Below are 19,676 nucleotides of genomic sequence, written 5' to 3'. Positions count from 1 at the left end.
GTGCGCACCGTGGTGCCCGCCGTCAGATCGGTCAGCTGCCCCAGATCCACCGTCACCGGCGCCTGGGTGCCGCCCACTTCGCTCATGGTCACCCCGTTCCCTGTCAACCCGCTCACATCCTGGATGTGCAGCGTCGCGGTAAAGTGGTCATTCTTGGGTACCACCACTTCGGTCTTCTCGCTCTCCACGTCAGGAGCCGTGGTGTCAGACCCGGTAGCAGTGATGTAGATAGAGCCGCCGTTTTTCAGATACTGATCCAGGTGGTATCCACCCCACAGTGCCGTGGCGCTCTTTATCTCTACATCGAATTCATATCCGTTATAGACCGTGGCGCCAACGCTGTAGGTGTTCGCCACAAACTGGCCATTGCTGATCTCGATGTCATAGCCCAGCTGGAACTCATGGAAGCCCAGGCTGTCCCGCCAGTACAGCTTGTAGCTGGGCTGGAACTGCGGGTCATTGTAACCCGCGTGATGCAGCTGATCCGTGCCCCCTGCTCCAGACATATCATGGAGCACAGGCACGGTAATGTGCAGGCTGTCGCTGCCGGTGGCCTGCGCCAGGATCCAGCCGTCCTGGTGGGTACTGCTCAGGTCATCGGTGGAATTGTGGTTATAGCTGCTGGTGTAGACATGGGCGTGGGCCGGGTCGTAAGGCCGCGGGGTCTGGTGCCCCTCCATATAGACTACAAATACCTCTGCCTCGCCCAAAGGCATGACCGGCAAGGGCAGAGCGGCCCCATTGGTCAGCGGGATAGCCACCCGCACCGTTCCCCCGGCGGTGGTCACCTCCATGTACGCCTCCTTGATGGCGTAGCCAGTGGCGGTCGTTGTAGTCAGCGTCAGCAGCGTACCAGCGGAGACTCTGTTGGGCACAGACTGGGTCAAAACCGCGCTGTTGCCCAGAATGGTCACCGCGTTGGTGCTGTTGGGAGCCTCCAGGGTCGCGCTGTTGCCCTGCCGTCCGTTGGTATCCACCAGCGTCAGCTTCAGCTCATTGGGCTCCGGCGGCTCGGTGGAGTACGTGACGGTCACGTCCACGTCGTGGGCCGGCATAGTGAAGTGGGCCTCGGCGGGATTGGCTGCGGAGCCCTGGGTGGCCCACTGAACCACCGGCACCGGTGTGGTCGTCCCCGTCAGGAAGGCGGTGACAGTGGCATAATAGCCGGGCTCTGTGGTCACATCCACCCGAACCACATTCTCCTCATAGGCGCCTGTCCAAATCGTGCCGGTGGGCACCGTGGACACATCCTCGTTGACGATAGAGGCTGTATTCCCCGCCTTGCCGTCGTCGTTCACTCGCTCCACCGTGGCAGTGTACAGATCGCCCAGGGGATCGTCATCATCCTGGAAGACCACGTAGATGTCCACGTCCTCCCCCACCATGGTGTAATCGTAGTTGCTGCCCGTGGCATTGAGATGGACGGAGCCGCCGGAGGCGGTCGTGGCAATGACGCTGACCAGGTGGCTGCCGGTGACCGCTGTGGGGATCGTGGTCAGAGTCTCTGTGCCGCCCAGGCCGGTGAGTCTGCGGTCAGGCGGCGCGATGACAGACCTTCCGCCCGGATCGCTCAGCTTGGCGCTGTTGCCCGTCACCGTCCCCTGGGACACATGGATAGTGGCGGTATAGTTGGCGGGGATGACGACCTCCGTGTAGTAGCTCTCGTCCTTGGCCGTCCCCGTAAAAGCGCCGGTATCGGTGGCCGTGATATAGATCACGCCACCGTGCTTGATGTAATAATGGAGCGTGCTGGCCGCCAGAAGAGAGGTCAGCTCAAAGGTCGCGGTATTGTAAGTGATAGCGCCCACGTTGGTGGTTCCCATGGTCACCTGGGTGCGGGAGATGTCCGTGCCGGTGAGCGCATGGTAAGCGCCGTAGCTGTCCTTGATATAGAGCTTATAGGTGATATCGTCAGGATCCACCGTATTGATCGCGTTATAATAGGGATCGGCAGGGGTGCCCTCGTGGAGCGTGGGCACTGTGATCCGCAGGCCATTGTTGGTGGTGTCGCCGTTCTGATCCAGGGTATGCTCCGCCAGGATCCAGCCAGGCTGGGTGGCGGGGGCCGCGATGGGCGGCTCATGGGTGGGATCGTAGGGCCGAAGGGTGTGAGCGCCCTGCTTCCAGGTCACCTTCACATCAGAGGCGCCCAGGGGCATGGGGAAGGCGACCTCTCCGTTGGCGTCCAGTGTGACCGTCATCGTCCCGGCGGGACTGGTGGCAATGGTGACCACTACGCTGTCCACATAGTAGTTGGTGTCGCAGGTTGTAGCCAGCTCCAAAGTCGTCCCCACAGGCACCAGCGTAGTGGAGGCCGTGGCCGGCGGGTTCGTCCCGTCCGGAACCAGCCAGGTACCGTCCTCGTTTTTCAGTACCGCCGCCATGCCATTGGGCTGGAGTTCAGCGCTGTTCCCTGTCACTGTGGTGGGGCCATTTGTTCCCACATTGGTCAGGGTCAGTGCGCTTTCATAGTTGTCCGGCTTCTCCTTCGTGAAGGTGACCACCACCCGCACATCGTCAGGAGCCACAGCTACGCCACTGATCAGGGAGCCGTCGGGAATGGACACAAACGCCTGGAAACTCGTTGCCGCAGCAGGATCGCCCGCACCCAGCTGCACCACGGGCAGCGGCGTATTGTCCGTGGCGGTATAGGCGGTCACGATGGCGTAGCAGCCCGGCGCGGTATCCACGTCCACGGACATGTCGTTGCCGGCATAGCCCGCGGCCCAGATCACACCGCTGGGCAGGTCGTTGCGGGTGCTGTTGTGGATGTCGGCGTCGTTGCCCGCCACACCGGAAAGCCCCGCCTTCTGAACGCTGGCAATATAAAGCTCGGGATCATCGGGATCCAACGTTCCGTCATCGTCGAAATAGACGGTGATGACAATGTCTTCGCCAGTCATGTCATAGGGATAGCGGCCCGCGCCGTCCGGGCTCAGGGGCCGGCTGCCTACAGAGTCGGTAACAGTGACGCCCACCAGAACGGCGCCCTCGCCTACGGTGACGCTGGTCTTGATCAGCTCGCTGCCCAGCAGGTCATCGAGGATCCCGCCGTCTACGCTTACCGTCCGGTAGCCATCGCTCATGGTAGCCCCGTTTCCGGTCTTGGAGGAGAAGTCCACGATCCGCAGCGTGGCCTTGTGCTTGCCCCGCAGAGGATCCGCGGGCAGCTCCACTTCCACGTAATCGCTCTCGCTCCAGGTTCCCGGCTGAGCCGCAGGACGAGCGGCGGTAATATAGATCACTCCGCCGTTGACCAGCCAGTCGCTAAGGCTGGTATTGCCCTCCAGTGCCCGGATGGTGAATCTGGTGCCGATGCCGGTGCTGGTGCCCATGGGGGTCGTGGCATATTCTTCATAGCCGTCGGTGACCTCATAGTCCACCCCGGGGATGAGCCGCACATACTCCGAGCCGGCCTTCACATAGAGGTGATAGGTCACGCTGTTGGGCGCATTATAGATGGTACCGCTGCTGTACAGATAGGGAACCTCAATGACGGCTCTCCCCTGGTCGCCCCGCTTGGCCTTCAGATAACCGTCGATATAGCTGTTCCCGCTGGGATCCTGAACCGGATCGTAGGGCCGCGGGGTGGGGTCGTCGTCCTCTATGTACACCTTGACCACCGCATCGCCGTTGGGCATGACCGCCACGGCGCCGCCGTCCGCCTTGGTGAGCGTGACGGTGACCCCGTTGCTGGTCAGCGTAATGAGGGACACATGCGCCATCATGCACATCGTCGTGATATCCAGCTGCGCGCCCTCCGCCACGCTCTGAGGCAGATCGGCGCCCACATTGTCCGCGCCGTTGGTATCTGTGTTGGTATTGGCGGTGTTGCTCCGCTCTGTCATCGTGGCCGAGCCGCTTCCGCCAAGGGTGCTGTGATTCACCAAGTCGATGGTGGCCTTGTGGCTGGCCGCCGGCGGCGTACCCTGGATATACTCCACCTTCACCGTCACGTCGGAGGACGCTCCGCCGCCGTCGTTGGGCAGGTTCAAATAGGCCGTCACATTTCCGGCCGAGCCGATCTGCATCACCGGCACACTGGCCCCGGTGTCATCCCGGGTGGCGGTGACGACGGCATAATAGCCGCTGGCCGCCGTCACGTTCACCTGAAGGGCATGGCCGGGCCATGCCTGCGTCCAGGTGGTTCCATGAGGCAGAGCGGTATTTTCCGTATTCTGGATGGTGGCCGTGTTGCTGTCGTTGCCGGTGGGATCGGCCTTCACTACCTTGGCCACATAGGTCTTCTCCTCCGGCTTCTCCGTATAATCGGCATAGATCACCGTAATGGTCACATCAGAGCCCTGGATGGCGTAGTCATACTGGGTAGTGGAGCCGTTTACCACGCCCCCCAGGGTCGTGGTACCGTTTTTATCGGTGGCCAACACCGCCACCAGCCGCACCTCATTGTTGTTCCAGGCGCTGGCGTTGGGGATGGGCACCGTACTCACCTGGTCGCCGTCCGCCAATCCGGTGATCTGCTTGCCGTGTCCGGTCACCGTGGTGCTGCCGGCGCTCATGCTGGCAGTGTTGATAAAGGCGCTGCTGGTGTCCACGATCTCCAGTGTGGCGGTGAAGGTGGTGGCGGCGGCCTTCTTCATCTTCACATATACCACCACATCGTCGGGCAGCATGGTAAAGGAGATGGTCTGGCTCTGGTCGGCGGGCTTCACCAGCGGCAGGTTATTCACACCGAAGATGTTGGAGCGCAGCTCCACAAATTCGATCTCGTAGCCGGTGGCCACCGTGATATCCACGCTGATGTCCGTCCCGTTGCTGGTGACGATCAGGGTCTGCCCCGCCGTGGGGCCGTTGGCGGTCTCATAGATCTCGCCCTTGTTGTTCACGTTCCCATCGCCGTTGACCACCACCTGGGCCGTCAGCCTATCGGGGACTTCGTCGGCGGGCTTGAACTCCACTTCGATGCCAATGGGCTGGAAGGGCATGTCAAATTCCACCGTCTCCCCGTCGATCCAGGTGAAGGATACAACTGTGGAAAGTCCGCTGCCCGCCGGAGTGAGGCGGATGGCGGAAACCACATATCCGCTGTTAGGGGCGCCGTGGACCCGGTAGTGTCCGCCCCCGACGGCGCTGAAGTACACCGAAGCGCCCTCGCTCTGGGCGTTGGCGGACTTGTTGGTCATATCCACGGTGGAGCCGTCCGAGGGCGCGATCCACGCCTCGCCGGCCACGCCGATGGCAGAACCGTCCGTGGCGGTGGCAGTGAGCATCACCGGGTACTCGGGCTCGGTCGGCCCCGCCGTATCGCCGGTGTACACATAGACGTCCACATCGCCCTCCGGCACCGTAAAGGTGCCGGTGTAGCTGCCCGCGTCGTAGTTGGCCACCGGAGTGATGGAGATCATGTTGGCCCCCTGCATCACCACCACCGACTGGACATATCCAGCGGGCGTTGCCGTGGCGTTGGCGATCACCTGAATGGTGGAGCCCGTCTGCGCCTGGATACTGCTGGGCGTGCCGACGGAGGCCCCCGCGGGCACCGTCACCGTAGTGGTGGGCGTGCCGGCAGGCGTCACTGTAATGCTGGCGTTGTCGCCTGGCAGACCCTCCACATGGAGGGTCACGTTATATTCCCTCTTCTCGCCCTTGTCGAAGCGCACCTCCACCAGGGTGGGCCCATTCGCCATATCAAAGCGAATGTGGGTGGCATCGCTCCACTGATAGTTCACCGGATTTCCGGCATTGTCCCTGATGGTAATGGTGGGCACATAGCCGGGATTGGCGGCGATCTCCACCTCCATCACGTCGCCGCCCCGGGCCTTCAGCGTCTCCTGCTGGCCACCGCTGAGCTGGTTGGTAGCAGCCAGCCGGGCCGGGTCGGTATTTTTCATCTGGGCCGTGCCGCCCAACGGGGCGCTGGGATCGACGACCTTTAGCGTGGCGGCGTACTCCGCCGTGTCCGGATAGCCCTTTGCAAAGACCACATTCACATGGACGTTGGCCGCGGGCATGGTAAAGCCGCCGCTCTGGCTGCCCACAGTGCCGGAGAGGCTGGGGATAACGCCCAGGGGCGTCGGGGTCACCGTCACGGATTGGATATAGTAGCCCGGGTTGGCGGTGATGGCGAAGTCCACCCCGTCTCCCGCCTCGTGCTGCTGAGAGTAGATCCCCGCCGTGGACACCGCGCCCAAGCTGGCCACGCCCGCTCCGTCGGGGCCGGTGACATTCAGATCCACCGTGTACTTTGTGGCGTCTCCCTTGTGGAAGCGCACCACCACGCCCACGTCCTTGTTGGGCATGACGAAGCTGGCCGTCTGGGTGCCGCTCCAGAGCAGCGTGGCCGCCCCAGAGGGGGTCACATAGGCCACGCTGACAGAATAGCCGCTCTGGGGCGACACGGTAAGCACCATGCCGTCCCCTGCGTTGGCCGTCATCACATCTGTATTGCCGGGCATGGCGGCGCCCTGCACGGTCACAGAGCCGCTTCCGCTGCCAGACCGGGTCAGGGTGGCGCTGCCCGCCGCGCCGTTCGCACCACCCTCGTCGTCAATGACGGTGAGGCTGGCCACATAGTCCCCCAGATCCTCCGGATCCATGTATTTCACATACACGTCTGCATCGGCATTGGGGGCGATGAAGGTGTAGGAGGCGTATGTATTGGCGGGTATTGCTCCCCCTGCCACTGCGCTTCCCACCGGGGTCAGCGTCAACATTCCGCCGGGCTGGATCGCATAGACCAGCGCCACCTTGTTTACAGCCGTAGTCACATCCACCGTCACCTTGTCGCCGGTGTAGGTGACGATGCTCTCCCCATCCAGAAGGGCCTGGTTCGGCGCAGGCAGCGCCGGAGTGTGGACGGCGTTATCCTCGATCCGCGCGTTGTTGCCCGCGGGCAGACTGGCAGGATCGGTATGCAGCGTCACCTTGTGCGTGGGCGGATTCTCCGGATCAATGGGCTTGTAGGTCACCGTAACGGTGGCGTTGCCCGCGGGCATAGTGAACTCCACTGCCCGGTCGGACACCCAGTCGGGCGTCACGCCGGCGCCCACGGGGGTCACTGTCACATCGGAGATATAATAACCCGGCTCGCAGTCCATCGTTACGCGGATCTTATCGCCCATAGCGGCGGAGTTGGTGCTGTAAATGCCGTAGCCTCCCGTGGCACTCACATCGCCCGAGAGGTTGCTGCCGTTGACCCACAGCTGGGCCTTGTTCCCCGGCCTGTTATCGTCGTCCCGCACCGCCAGATCCAACAGGCGTTTGGGCTCCTCCGGGGGCGGATTGTTGGCGAAGAGGATCTTCACCAGCACATGGTCGGCGGGCTGGGTCATGGTCAGCTTCACCGTACCGCCCGCGCCGTTATTGTAGCCGTTGCCTGTGATGCTGAAGGGATAGCTGGCAATGCCGGTCTCCGAGATGACCTCCACCGTGGAGATGTGCCAGCCGGGAGCCACCTGGATGTCGCTTTCCAAAACGGTTCCGGAATAGTTCTCCACTCTGGGATAGACCGGCGGGACATAGGCCGTGCCGTCCTTGGTCACCCAGGCCGCCGTATTGCTGCTTCCGGAGGGCACGTTGGGCGTCAGCTGGAGGGTGGCCCGGTAAAGATTGTTGTCCTCCCGCTCATAGAATACGGTGATCTTCAAATTATCCGCGGGCATCCGGTATTCCAGATGGCCGGAAGCGATGCTGCCGCCAGAGGGGGACTCCAGCGCACCGTTGGTGGTGTTCCGGGCCTCCACCTTGGCCACCTTATAGCCCGGTGCGGTCTGGATATCCAGCTCCAGATGGCTGCCGGAATGGATGTCAAAGTTGTCCACCGTGGGCATATTGGTGGACGGGGTCGTCCCCAGCACACTGTCCGTTCCCTTCAGTGTAGCTGTGTTTCCTGTCACGCTGTCGGCGTCATTGAGGATCAGCTGCACATTGTACAGGCCGATCTTTTCAAACTCTACCTTGATGGTGATGTCTTGCGCCGGCATCTCCACCGGGCTGCCGTCGGGCATGGTGATATACCACTCTCCGTTGGCCATATAGGGATCTGCGGCGATCTCCGCCGCGGTGATGGGATGGAAGTCCAGATCCACCGGGGGCGTGACCCCATCGCTGTAGAACAGGGTGACCTTCTTGATCTGGTAGTCGGGCACCATAGCGGGCGGCGGTGTGGGATTGGTATCCTTGTGAAGGCTAATGATGCCGTTGATCTGCCGGCCGTCCCGGGCGCCGCCCATGGTAGGATCGTGGGGCTGGGTCTTCTGGTCTGCGGTAACGGAATGAATATTCCCCTCGCCGTCATAGAAGTACAGCTCCGCCTTATTATCCACAAAGCCGTTCTGATCCTCATCCACCACCAGTTGGACGTTATAGGTGACCGCTTTGGCATAGGTCACTGTAATGTCCACATCGCTGGCGGGCATGGTAAGGCTGTATTCCTCATTGGCGATATCTGTCGTCACCTGGACATTGCTGCCCGTTGTCGTCACCGCTGTCACGGTAACGTCATAGTCTGTGTTATAAAGCGGATCACCGCCTGCGTCATGGGGGATGAACACCTTGATTTGATCGCCCTTTTTGACTACAGTTGTAGCCGGAGCTGCGGACGTGGCCGGGCCCGCCACGGCGGCCGGCGGGTTCAGGTCGGTACCGTCCGGCAGTTTTTCCTGCATAGTAGCTGTATTGCGGACGGCGTCGCCGCCATCCACTACGTGGAGGGTGGCGTTGAAGTTCCCTGTCTCATCGTTGGCCAGGTACGTTACATTCACGTTCACGTCGTCCCCTGGCATGATAAAGGTGAATTTCCGCCCGGGATCACCGGGATCCGGCGTCAGCGTCACCTGCTGCCCGTCGTTCACCCTGGTCACTGTCACCGAGGCGGTATAGCCGTTGCCCGTACCCGTCAGCTCCACCGTCATACTGGTGCCGGGCTGCAGGTCGTTGATGCGGGAGCCGTCGGTGTCCACCATAACGGGCGGCGTGCTGTAATCATTGGTAATGCTCAGTTCCGCTCCATTGGTACTGCCGCCGTTATCGATGTTCAGCTGCGCGAAGTGGGTATCCTTCTCCCGTTCGCCTGTGAAGATGTTCAAATCGCCCTCAAAGTCGAACATTTCCTTCAGGTTGTGGTTCGGGTTCCGGGTCTCCTTCTCCCAGGCGCCGAAGCCGCCCGCCGGGGTATTCTGCTCCGCTGTCAGTGCCTCGCCCTTTACGCCGGAGCCCACGGAAAACAGACTGGCGTTACGGGCCAGCCGGAAACAGATATCCAGATTGGGATCCCAGTCCTGGAGGACAAAGGGGATCATCATCAGATAATAGGTGTCGTCGTTCCCCGGCAAAACCGCAAAACGATTCATCCCCGCGAAGCCTTCCTTGCGCTCCACGGAGGCGTAAAGCATCCGCCACTCGCCGTTGCCGGGCCGGATCTTGTCGGACAGGGCATACTCCTCTGTGACCGGGTCGCCCACCGGATCCAGATCTTCCCTGGCCCGGATACTGTACAGATCCCCGTCCCATTGGGTCTTGGGATCTACCGCTCCCTGCCCCAGGTTATAGCTTTGGAGGATGCTCTCAAAATCACCTGCGCCGGTGTTGTCATCATAATCCGGCAGTAAAACATAGTTGGTATTATAGTACAGTGCGAACTCGGCGCTGTACAGGCCGCCCTGCTGTGCCAGCTCAAAGGCGTCCATCTTGTCGATGCCGATGCCCACCCAGAATATCCGGTCGTCATACTCATCGCCCTGCCGGTATCTGTCCCAACTGGCGTCCGCCGCCGCGGTTGCGTGACTGTTCAAGCTCACGTCGTGATCCTTGGGCGTGGGAACGGCATAGGTCAGGTAGTAGTCCAAATCTTCGCCAAGGAAGTCGATGTGCAGGGTGGGCTTGCTGCCTACGGCGGAGACGTTGCCCTGCAGAGTGGGTGTTCCGCCGTCGTCACTGTCCCCTTCCGCAGCCCATGCCTGCGGGATAAGAGAGGTAGGAATGAGCGACAAAGTCAGGGCCACAGCCAATGCCATCGCCCCAAACCGTCTTTTGTACTCCTTCATGGCCCATCCCTCCCGTTCTTCATAAAATCACCGGAGCCTTCCCCCGCGCTTCACAGCCACAGGGGAAGGTTTCTTTGCTTTTTCACCGGTTTTCAACATTTGTTGCTCTTTGTGCCTTCTTACATGTACTTCTGCACCGCATTGCGGCTATTGATCCCTTTGAGCTGTCTTGTATTGATGAACTCAGTCGTTTCCACATTGTTTACGGCCCGAATGATCTCTTCCCAGGCCCAGTACCCGTTCTCCACATCAACGGGATACTTCAAGTCCTCCTGGGTCAGATCCAGCTTATACCGGAGCATCCGGGTCAGGAACGCGGCGGTCTCCGCCCGGGTCAGCAGCCGGTTGGGGCTAAAGCAGTAATCCCCTGTGCCATCGGTGATACCGGCATAGGCCAACGCCTTGATCTCCGCCCAGGCCCAGGTGTCTTCAGGGCCGCTGTCCACAAAGCTGAACGCCTCTTCCGGCGCCTCCGGCAGCTGCCCCATTCTCACCAGGACTGCCGCCATTTCCGCCCGTGTGGCGGCCTGCTCCGGGGCAAAGTGAGACTCCCCGACGCCATTGAATATCCCCCAACGGCTGAGCAGCTCCACGGCCTGCGCGCAGTCCATGGTCTCCGCGATATCCACATATACCAGCTCTTCTCCCTCCTGCTCCAAGACAGCGGGAGAGAGGAGCTTGACCAGTATCACAGCCAGTTCACCCCGGCTCACCGTGCGCTCCGGGTGGAACATCAAGTCATCGGTCAGATCCATGAACGCGTTCAGATAGTCGACGTTAAACAGTCCCTCAGGCAGCAGCTCCTTGGGCGGCAGCACCACGACCTGGATGGAGTCGGAAAATCCGGCAAAAGACACGTAGATCCTCGCGACGCCTTCTCCCACAAAGGTGAGCAGGCCATCATTGTCCACGGTGACCACCGAAGTGTCAGAGCTGCGCCAGCTGAGACTGGATGCAACGCTCGGTATAAGCTGTGCGGTGAGCTGCAAGGGGTCGTCGCCCAGGTAGGCTATTATATTGTCCTCCAGAATGGTCACCTGATAGAACACGCCGCTGCCATTGCGGGGGATCAGGGAGACGTACATCCTGGCGGTGCCGTCGGCATTGACAGTGGTCTCCGCGGTAGAGCCGTCCCCCTGGGGCAGATTGGCCTTGATCTCATCCCGCATATCCACGGGGAAGCGCACGCTCTGCCGCTGCTGGGGATCCCAGGCGTAATTATGATAACGGGGTTCCGCCGGGTCGGTGGTCAGAGCATTGAGAAACTCCTCCCTGGGGTAGGTGGCCCGATCCGCAAACCAAACGCTGTCCAGCTGACTGCGGACATGCTCTTCGCCGTCCTCACCCTTCATGGTCTGAACAGCCACCATATCAAAGCGATACTGATAGGTCTTGCCCAAGGGCCGGCCATCGGGGATGGGCCGGGGCGGTTCAGTCTCCTCCGGCTTACCGGCAATATTGGAGAGCTCATCGCTCTCCTCCTCTGCCCTGGCCTGCGCAATGGCGGCCACAAAAGCGTCATCGGAAACAGAGGGGATGTAGACGGACGCCTCGTAGTTGTGGGTCTGTGCCAGGCGGATCTGCGCCCGGAAATAGGTGTCCCGCGGCAGAGCCAGTCTGGTTCCGAAGTCGCTGTCCCCGGCCACGGCATGCTGGCCCATCCCAGGCGTCAGCAGATTCTCCTCTCCCGGGGCGGGGACAAATTCCTCACTGTCTACGCGCACCGGCTCGCCACCGAAGAAACGGCTGTCGCCGCCCTCGACAATACTGCCGGAAGCAGAGTCATTTTCATCCTCGAGGTATTCCAAACGGTACTCGAAGTGAAGCTCTCTATTGTAGTCGTCTCGGAGATCGCCAAAATCTCTGGCGGCGTCTGCGGCTACAGATACCGTCACCGTATTGGTGTGGATATCTGTAGACATGGTAGTCCGGCTGGCCATGCCGGCCAGCGCCGCCAAGGTCGCGGCGTCGGGCTGTGCCCGTTTGGAAGACCGGCTGATGACGGCCGCAGGGGCGTTATTCGCCGTACTGGCGACATTCCGCACCACGGTGTAGTTGCCCGCGTCAGTGCCGGTGATATCAATGCCGCTGACCCCCACAGGAACAGTGGCGTATACGCCGCTGTCATGATCGGGCAGCCTCTCATAGGCCACGTTCGGGTCGGAGAAGGTAAAGGTAACACCGGTATTCCCGCTGTCAAAACGGTAATAGTCGCGCCCGCCGTATTCCTCCGACTGGACGTCGCTCATATCCCCATAGGCAGTACCATTTACGATAAAGACCTGGTCACTGCCATAGATCTGATCCTTTTCCACCAGAACATAGCCCGTACCCTGGGTCGTACCGTCGTACTCCCGGTCATTGGCCATCAACGTATACTCCAGCTGCTTTTGAGCCACTGTAAGCTGGCCCACTTGGATGGGCGCAATATTATAAGTATAGTGATCCCCCTTAGAGGGGTCGCCCGGGTCGTAATTGGGGTTGACCTGCTGGACGATGACCACCAGGTACTTCCCGTTATGGGTAAACCCATCCCCATCGCGAACGATGGTCAGATGGTCATTTGCCTGGGCCGGCCGGCAGGCGTCCGCCTGGAGCCCGCCCTCAACAATGGCCTTGCGGCCCTCGGCCGTATCAGCCTGCGCCGGATTCGCCAGATAGAAGACCTTCAGGCTCTGATGGTTGCCCACAGGCACATTGCGCTCCCAGGTCGTCTGCGCGCTGGTGTTGTATTGGATATCCAAGGTCACGCCGCTGAGATCCAGCCCCTCTCCATACGTGTAGCTGAGTTTGGGCGCATAGGACTCATTCTTCATGACCGCTGAGATCTGCCGGCCGTCAACACGGCCCAGATCTTTAAATACTCTATTGCTCAAATCAGGATTCTCTACCAGCACATAATTTTCGCTACCGGAAACCAGCTTTATGTCGCTGATTTTTACATGGGCAGTTCTGGTATCTACCCCGCTGAGATCCATCCAGGAGGTATCCCCGGTGGGATAGCGGTTGCCATTCTGGTAAAAGCCGAAGTGGACAGTCATGCTGACCACGATCTCGTCGCCATCCATCACCGGACTGCCTGTAATGCTGTGCACGCCGTCCTTCACCAGAGTAAAACTGGCCTGCCCCTCACGGAAAGAGGCAATGGCTCCGCTTTGGCTGAGCACCGTACTGCCCTGGGTGATCGTAGCCAGAGGATACTTGTCTACAGACTCCAACATAATGGGCCGCGGAATGACCGTGATCGCGCCGGCTTCCAAAGCAAAGGTGTAGTTTGCCATCTGGCCGCCTGTCAAATTCAGATCATACTTTCCAGCTCCGACCTTTTCCCCTGCCGCGGCAGTGGTAAACTGCGGCCAGATGGCGGTCTTGTCCAGCATGGCCAGGCCCTCGCTGGCGCTCCCCTGGCTCAGTGTGGCACTGTGGATGGTCACAGGCTTCGCCGCGGCGCTGTACCCCGCCGCTGCCAGTTTGTCTTTGTCGGCATCGGCCAGGTCGTCCCAGGCCACAGTTGCCCTATACTCGGGATAGAGGGAGCTGAAATTGTTCTGACCATAGACCCGCTCCGTCCCGTCTGCCTTCACATGGAGCGTCTTCTTGTTCACCTCAATGGGCGTTCCAAAGACGACGCTCACCTCTTCGTGCTCCGAGTGGCGTCTGCCCCGAACCACCAGCTTGCGGCCATTGTGGTCTACGACTGTCAACACCTGACCATGCACCGCCGGATCGCCCTTGCCACTGGCTACATCGTTCGTCTCTTTATCCGTCCACTCCAAATGCAGACCGTAATCCTCAAAATCGTAGTAGGAGATCTGTTGGGGCGCATTGGTATTGTTATTAAAGATCGCGTATACGGTCATATTCTCGGCCTGGAGCTTTTGGCCATATTCATAGATGCCGAAGGTGGGTGCAGTTCCCACTCGCAGCTCAGTGATCCTGCGGATGACCACATTGCCCTGCCCTTTGTTGTTGGCAGGAAGGCCGTTCATCGCCTGCTCCGCAGTGGAATATACCAACTGGTAATTGCGGCCCGCGTCATTGGCGTTGCCCTTGAGTAGCAAGCTGGAAACCGTCACCTCATAGGTCTTCTCTCCGTCCCCGACCCAATCGCCGGTGGTCACGTCAAAATAGGGCTTGCTCTCCCGATCCTTCTCATAGTCGGCCCGGTAGGTGAAGGCAAGAACGTCCCCGCTCAAAACGGCGTCCGTTACCGCCAGGTCGCCCTCATTGATGGTCAGCTGCTGAGCGCCGCTTCCTCCATAAGGAATATAGTAAGCCCCCTGTGTGGGCCGCTGAATGGACACGCCAGAGGTCTGCGCCTGTGCCGCGGGATAGGACAGCTCGCCTGTCTGGATCGCGTCATCGTCGTCGTCATAGATATCACACAGGATACCGGTGAGCTCCGTGACCAGGATGGGACGCCTGTGGATGGTCAGGGGGGCGCAGCCAAACTCGCTGGAGACGACGGCCGCACTCTGTGCGGAGCGCTGCTGATTATATTGGATGGTATAGTTGTCCGCCTGCGCGCCGGAGATGACTACATAATAGGAGCCGGCGTTTGTCTTATCCGTCACCAACGTGCTGTCTACGGATGCCTTCTCCCGGCGCTTCACCTTCATCGTGCCGCTGAAGCCGGGCAGAGCTTCCAGATCCGAAACCTGGTTGCCGCCGCCCTCGGTGATGATCTTCCTGTCCTCTCCCACCAGGGCGCTGCTGTCATAGGTGACGCGGTAGGTCTTCTCTGCCTCGCCATAGTAGCGTTCCTCACTGTAGACAGTGAGGGTCAATTCCTTCTTGTTCACTTTGAAGGGGCCAACGTAGACACAGGCGGGAGCCGCGTCCTCGCCGTTGCTCACATAGATACAAAGATACTTTCCATTGTGGCGCTTCACGTCAAACTGCTCATTGTTGACTGCCGGTGTCCCCTTCTCGGGATCCGCGCCATCGGCATCCACCCAACGCAACATCACTCCGTGGTTATTTGCGTTGGGGTTCGCCGCCGGATCGGCATAATTAAAGGGGCCGGTGTGCGTACCGTTGTCCCAGTCCAGTGTGATCCGTCCCAGGCTGCTCAGCGAGAAAGTATCGCCATAGGTGTAGTCACTCTCGATCAGCGCGCCCAGATTTTCTACAGTCAGCTTCTCAACGATCATTCGGGCTACATAGCCCTTCGTCTTCGCGCCGGCCTGCAAAATAGCAGAGTCTCCACGCAGGCTGTAGTTCGCCACACTCTCACCCGAAAGCTCCGCCTTGGTGATCTGCACTTCCCGCTCTTCCCTTTTCTCGTTCAGCACAAACTCCGTCGAGGTGTCATTCGCGTTGGGAAGGAACAGGCCGGTGTACTGAATCTCCAGCTCATCACCGGACAGGATGGCGACACCGGTCAACGTGTAGCTGCCGCTGGTATCCGTTGGAAGTTTGGCTACAAAGTCCCCCACCTTGGCGGTCGCTTCGAAGCCTCGTCCCGACGCGGGGGTGTTGTTGGGGATCGTCACACCGGAGTCGGGGATCTCACTGATGAGGATGGGACGGGGTGCGACCTGGAAGGTGTTTGTCGCCACATCGGCCTCTTGGCCATCCTTGTCCGCATAGTGGAAGACATAGTTCGTAGCCTCGCCCTTTTCAAGACGAACGTTGTAGCTGCCCGCGGGTGTCGCCGGCAGGAGCAGGGCACCCTTGTCGTCTATCATGGTGATGGTGGGACGGACGTAGCCACTGTCACCGCCCAAAACAGTCAGCAGGTTACTGCCTCTGTTTTCATTCGAAGCCAGCCCGGCGGCAGAGAGGCGATCCCGCTCCTGCTTCTTCAGCTGACTATTGTCGTAGTAGAATTCCACCAGATCGCCCCTGGGATTGGGCTCGCCATAATACTTGCCGCTGTTGCCGGCTACAGTCAATGTCAGGGGAGCCTTGTCGACAGTGATCTGGTAGAGCTTGGCGCTGGATGCGGTGCCGATATAAAAACGATAGGTGCCGGCCTTTGTAGCGCCGAGCTGGGCGTTGGTGGTGGAGATCGTGCCGTCGGCATTGTTGTAGCTCATGCCCGGCGGCAGCTCGCCACCCCGAAGTCCATAACCGGTATTCCACAGGTCACTGTGCTGCGTGGAGAAGGTCTCGCCGTAGACAGCGTTTTCGCCGTCTGCGTCATAAAGGGGGATAAACTCTGTCGTATCCTTGCCCACGGGGATCTCGTCACTGCCCGTGTAGGCAAGGCTGTCCCGAAGATTCACCGTGTGGCCGCCGGGGATCGTATCCTGATTGCTCCAGGCGCTGACCTTACCGTCTACATAGGTCACGGAGAATTCCCGACCGCCCATAGCGGGCTCCACCAGGGCCACGTCTTCGTTCTCCTTGCCGATGGGATGGTTGTTCATATAGAAAGGAATCAGGAGCAGATAGCCGTCCTTCAAGCTCTGGGCCGGGGCGTCCGGCTTGCGCTGAAGCGCGAAGGTATAGGTCGCCAGGGAGGTCTCGCCGCCGGACAATGTGGGCTGTGCCAGCTCAGGATAGGTAACGTAAACCGTGCTAAGTCCGTTGGGAAGTGCGGTGCCACTGTTGCCCACCAAGGTGTAGGCGCTCTGCCACGGCGTTGCGCAGCCCGTAGACAGATTGGCTGTTTCAATGGTTTTGGCCCAATCGGTGTCGCCCTTCAAAAGGCCGGGACGCAAGGCATTTGAGTTGTAGACAAGAGTAAACTCAAAGGCTTCCACCCCAGTACCGGCCGCGGGCAGAGCTCCGGCGTTTTCCAGCTTTACGCCGACCCAGAAGGTGTTCCCGATCTCTACGGGATCCGAGGTGGTTGCCTCTGTAGGCACACCGTCTAGGTTGTTCCCCAAATACTCTATGGAAATGACAGCTCTGTCAGCGGATGTAGACTCAACCACGAGCGGCGTTCTGCCCGGTTTGCCATTGTCGCCAGAATTGAGATAGAAGTAGTCAGTGGAAATATTTTCCACAGTGTGAGAGACATATCCATTTTTCAAAGTGACTACATCATTTCCGTCAACTTGGCCATTTCCGTCTACATCGCACACCCGATATTTGAACAGGCGCTGCACTTGATCATTGTTGTCGTCATCGAGAAGGACATTTCCTTCGGAAATGAATTTTTCCAAAGCGACGGCGTCGGCAAGTGTAACCATGCCATCCATATCGATGTCGCCCGGCTGGGGAAGGACGATGAGGGGACGGGAAAAATGATCCGCCTTTGTCTCGTCCATGTAGACACTTTTGTTCATGCTGTCATAGGTCACGCCGCTGACCGGATCGGTATAGCTGTACTCGATGGAGTAGATGCCGGGGACAACGTTCATCCCCCGCAAGTCGATCACATCCTTTCCGGCAGGATCGACTACAAACTCTTTCCCATCCTCGGCGGAGGTTCCACCATTATAGTAGACCTCGTCGCCAAAGCCATCCTTGATACTCTGTGTGGTCAACGTCGACACCCTACGAAGCTTAATGGAGCGCTGCGTCTTGGTATTGTCCGCGGTTTCCCCCTGGCTGTCGATGAGCGTAAAGCCGGGATCGGTAAAGGTCGTATCCTGATAGACTACAAGCGCTTCCACATTCTTATCGCAGTCCGTATCCTTCCATGCCGCTTCACTGTATTGACCTGTGTAAACGCCACCGCTGTTGTGGCCACCCAGGGCATGCTGTGGAAGGGTGCGGCTGTTGTCAAAATCCTCGCGGGCTTTCTGTCTGTCTGTCGGATCACTGATGTCGCTTTCCAGCATACCGTAAGGCGTGTTGCCGGGATTCAGCGTCATCTCCGGATCGGCCATTCGACGCACCTTTAAGGTGTAGGTCTCTGTCGTCCCGCTGGTCGTCCCATCCTCTGCGATGGTGCCGTCAGGGGCGACCACAGTGATGGTGATGGTGGTGTAGAGCTGATCCGGTGTGGTAAAGTTCAGCGGTATCGCGTAGTCATTGGGTAGGCTCCAGTTCGCCCGGGCAGGATTGTCGTAACTGTTGGTGGGTTCACTTTCCACAGCACCTATTCCGCCTGACGGCCGTTTACCCGGCTGCTCTCTTTCCAGCTTGGAGGCTGTATCCGCATTTCGCTTACTGTATTCCTCTGCAGTTACGGCTCCTCCATCCCAGATATAATCCTCACGGTCATAGCGGTAAAGGATCGGTTCTTCCAAAGTATCCGCCGTGATCTTGATCATCGTTCCGGGCTCGTAGGTGGTAAAGTCCAGAGTCAGCCGGTCTGTGAGCGCGGACACCTGAATGGTGTACTCCTTGTCCACTGTCCCTTCCTGCTTCTCTCCGGTTCCTTCGTCCACCCGTTCGCCATACTGCTCCAGGGTCTCCTTCTGATCGGCGCCGGTATCCTTATCTTCAGACAAGCCGTAAAGCGTCAGCTTTGTCAGCTCGGCCCGGTCACTGGGCACCCATTTGGAAATCACGTTTGTTACATAAAAGCCAGCGCCGTCATTTGACAAGTACGGGTTTGCGTGGGCCTTGATGGCCTCATAGGTAGGCTCGTAGGGCTCTTCACTCTCCCCCGCCCGATACCTGCTGTACCACGCCAGCTCATCCTGGCTGCTGTACCAATTCGGATTCTCGGGTTGCTCCTGTGCAAAGAGCCAGCCCTCAAAGCGCATATCCGGAATACGATCCAACTGCAAACCGGCCAAGTCGGTCAATTCCGGATTTACGATCGGACTTCCGTAAAAATACATTGCGCTATAGTTCGGATTGCTCATACCGCTATTGTCTATAAGCTCTCCTGTCCCTATCGCGGTGTCATTATGGATCTCCGCCGCATAGGGGGCAAAACGGCTCTCTGTGCCGCCGCCTTCTTTGTAATGCACACTGCCGCTTCGGCTGGCCCAGTAACTATACGCATATACGCTCACATATAGAAATTCCATATCCGCCAGCGGCATGGGCTCACCCTGTTCCCGGGCGCTTGCCATGACCTTGGTCTCGGTCTGCTCCGGCTTCACAGCAGGGGGCGGAACCGGCGTCTCCTCCTCAGGGGGGATCACAGGCTCTTCTCCGCCGGGGGCAGGCGTCTCACCGGGCTCCGGGTCGACAACTGTGTCTGTCGTCTCCCCCTCGCCGGGCGTGGAGTCCGTCGTTCCCTCTTCGCCGGGAACGGATCCCTCGGGCTCCGGATCGGTGACGGAGTCTGTTGTCTCCCCTTCATCGGGAGCAGAAACCGCAGGCTCTCCCTCACCGGTGGCCGGTGTCTCCACCGGTGCCGGATCAGCGGCTGTGTCTGTCGTCTCCTTTTCACCGGGCGTCACAGACTCCGCCGCGTCGGGAATTACCGCTTCTGTCTGTGTGTCTTCCACTATCGCATCTTCCGGCCTGGCGACTTCTGTCTCCACCGCCGCAGACGTTTCCGTTTCTGTGGAGGCGACGAGAGCCGTCTCGCTTCTGGAGTTGACGTTTGCCCGGTGCTTGGTCATCACTGGCATACGGTCTTTCTCCAGCAGGAAGGAGGCCCGAGCCGCCAGCCGTCTCTGAGTCTCTGGATATTCTGCCGCTAAAATGGCGCCGCTTCTGCCCTGGCCGTCTACATACGCCGCCATACTGCTCATGGGCAGTACGCTTACGGTCATCTGGGCCGCCAGCAGCACACAGCCGGCACGCTTCCAGCCGTTGTTCTTCATAGCTCTCTCGCCTCCTTCCTTATATATTATAGTAGTATAAATGTGG

General features: G+C 59.7%; 2 protein-coding genes. Both read right to left on the bottom strand.

Annotation, left to right across the window (positions count from 1 at the left end; translation table 11 throughout):
* On the bottom strand, positions 1 to 10,004 hold a 10,004-nt coding region (locus NFR87_RS02005), incomplete at its 3' end, for a hypothetical protein (protein WP_251445609.1).
* A gap of 119 nt (positions 10,005 to 10,123) precedes the next feature.
* Complete coding sequence (locus tag NFR87_RS02000; RefSeq protein WP_251445606.1) at positions 10,124 to 19,630, bottom strand: S-layer homology domain-containing protein; 9,507 nt, start codon at positions 19,628 to 19,630, stop codon at positions 10,124 to 10,126.
* Positions 19,631 to 19,676 lie beyond the last annotated feature (46 nt).

The sequence above is a fragment of the Vermiculatibacterium agrestimuris genome, from assembly GCF_943193085.1.
GTDB classification, from domain to species: domain Bacteria; phylum Bacillota; class Clostridia; order Oscillospirales; family Oscillospiraceae; genus Vermiculatibacterium; species Vermiculatibacterium agrestimuris.
This window is presented reverse-complemented; position numbering and strand designations above follow the sequence as displayed.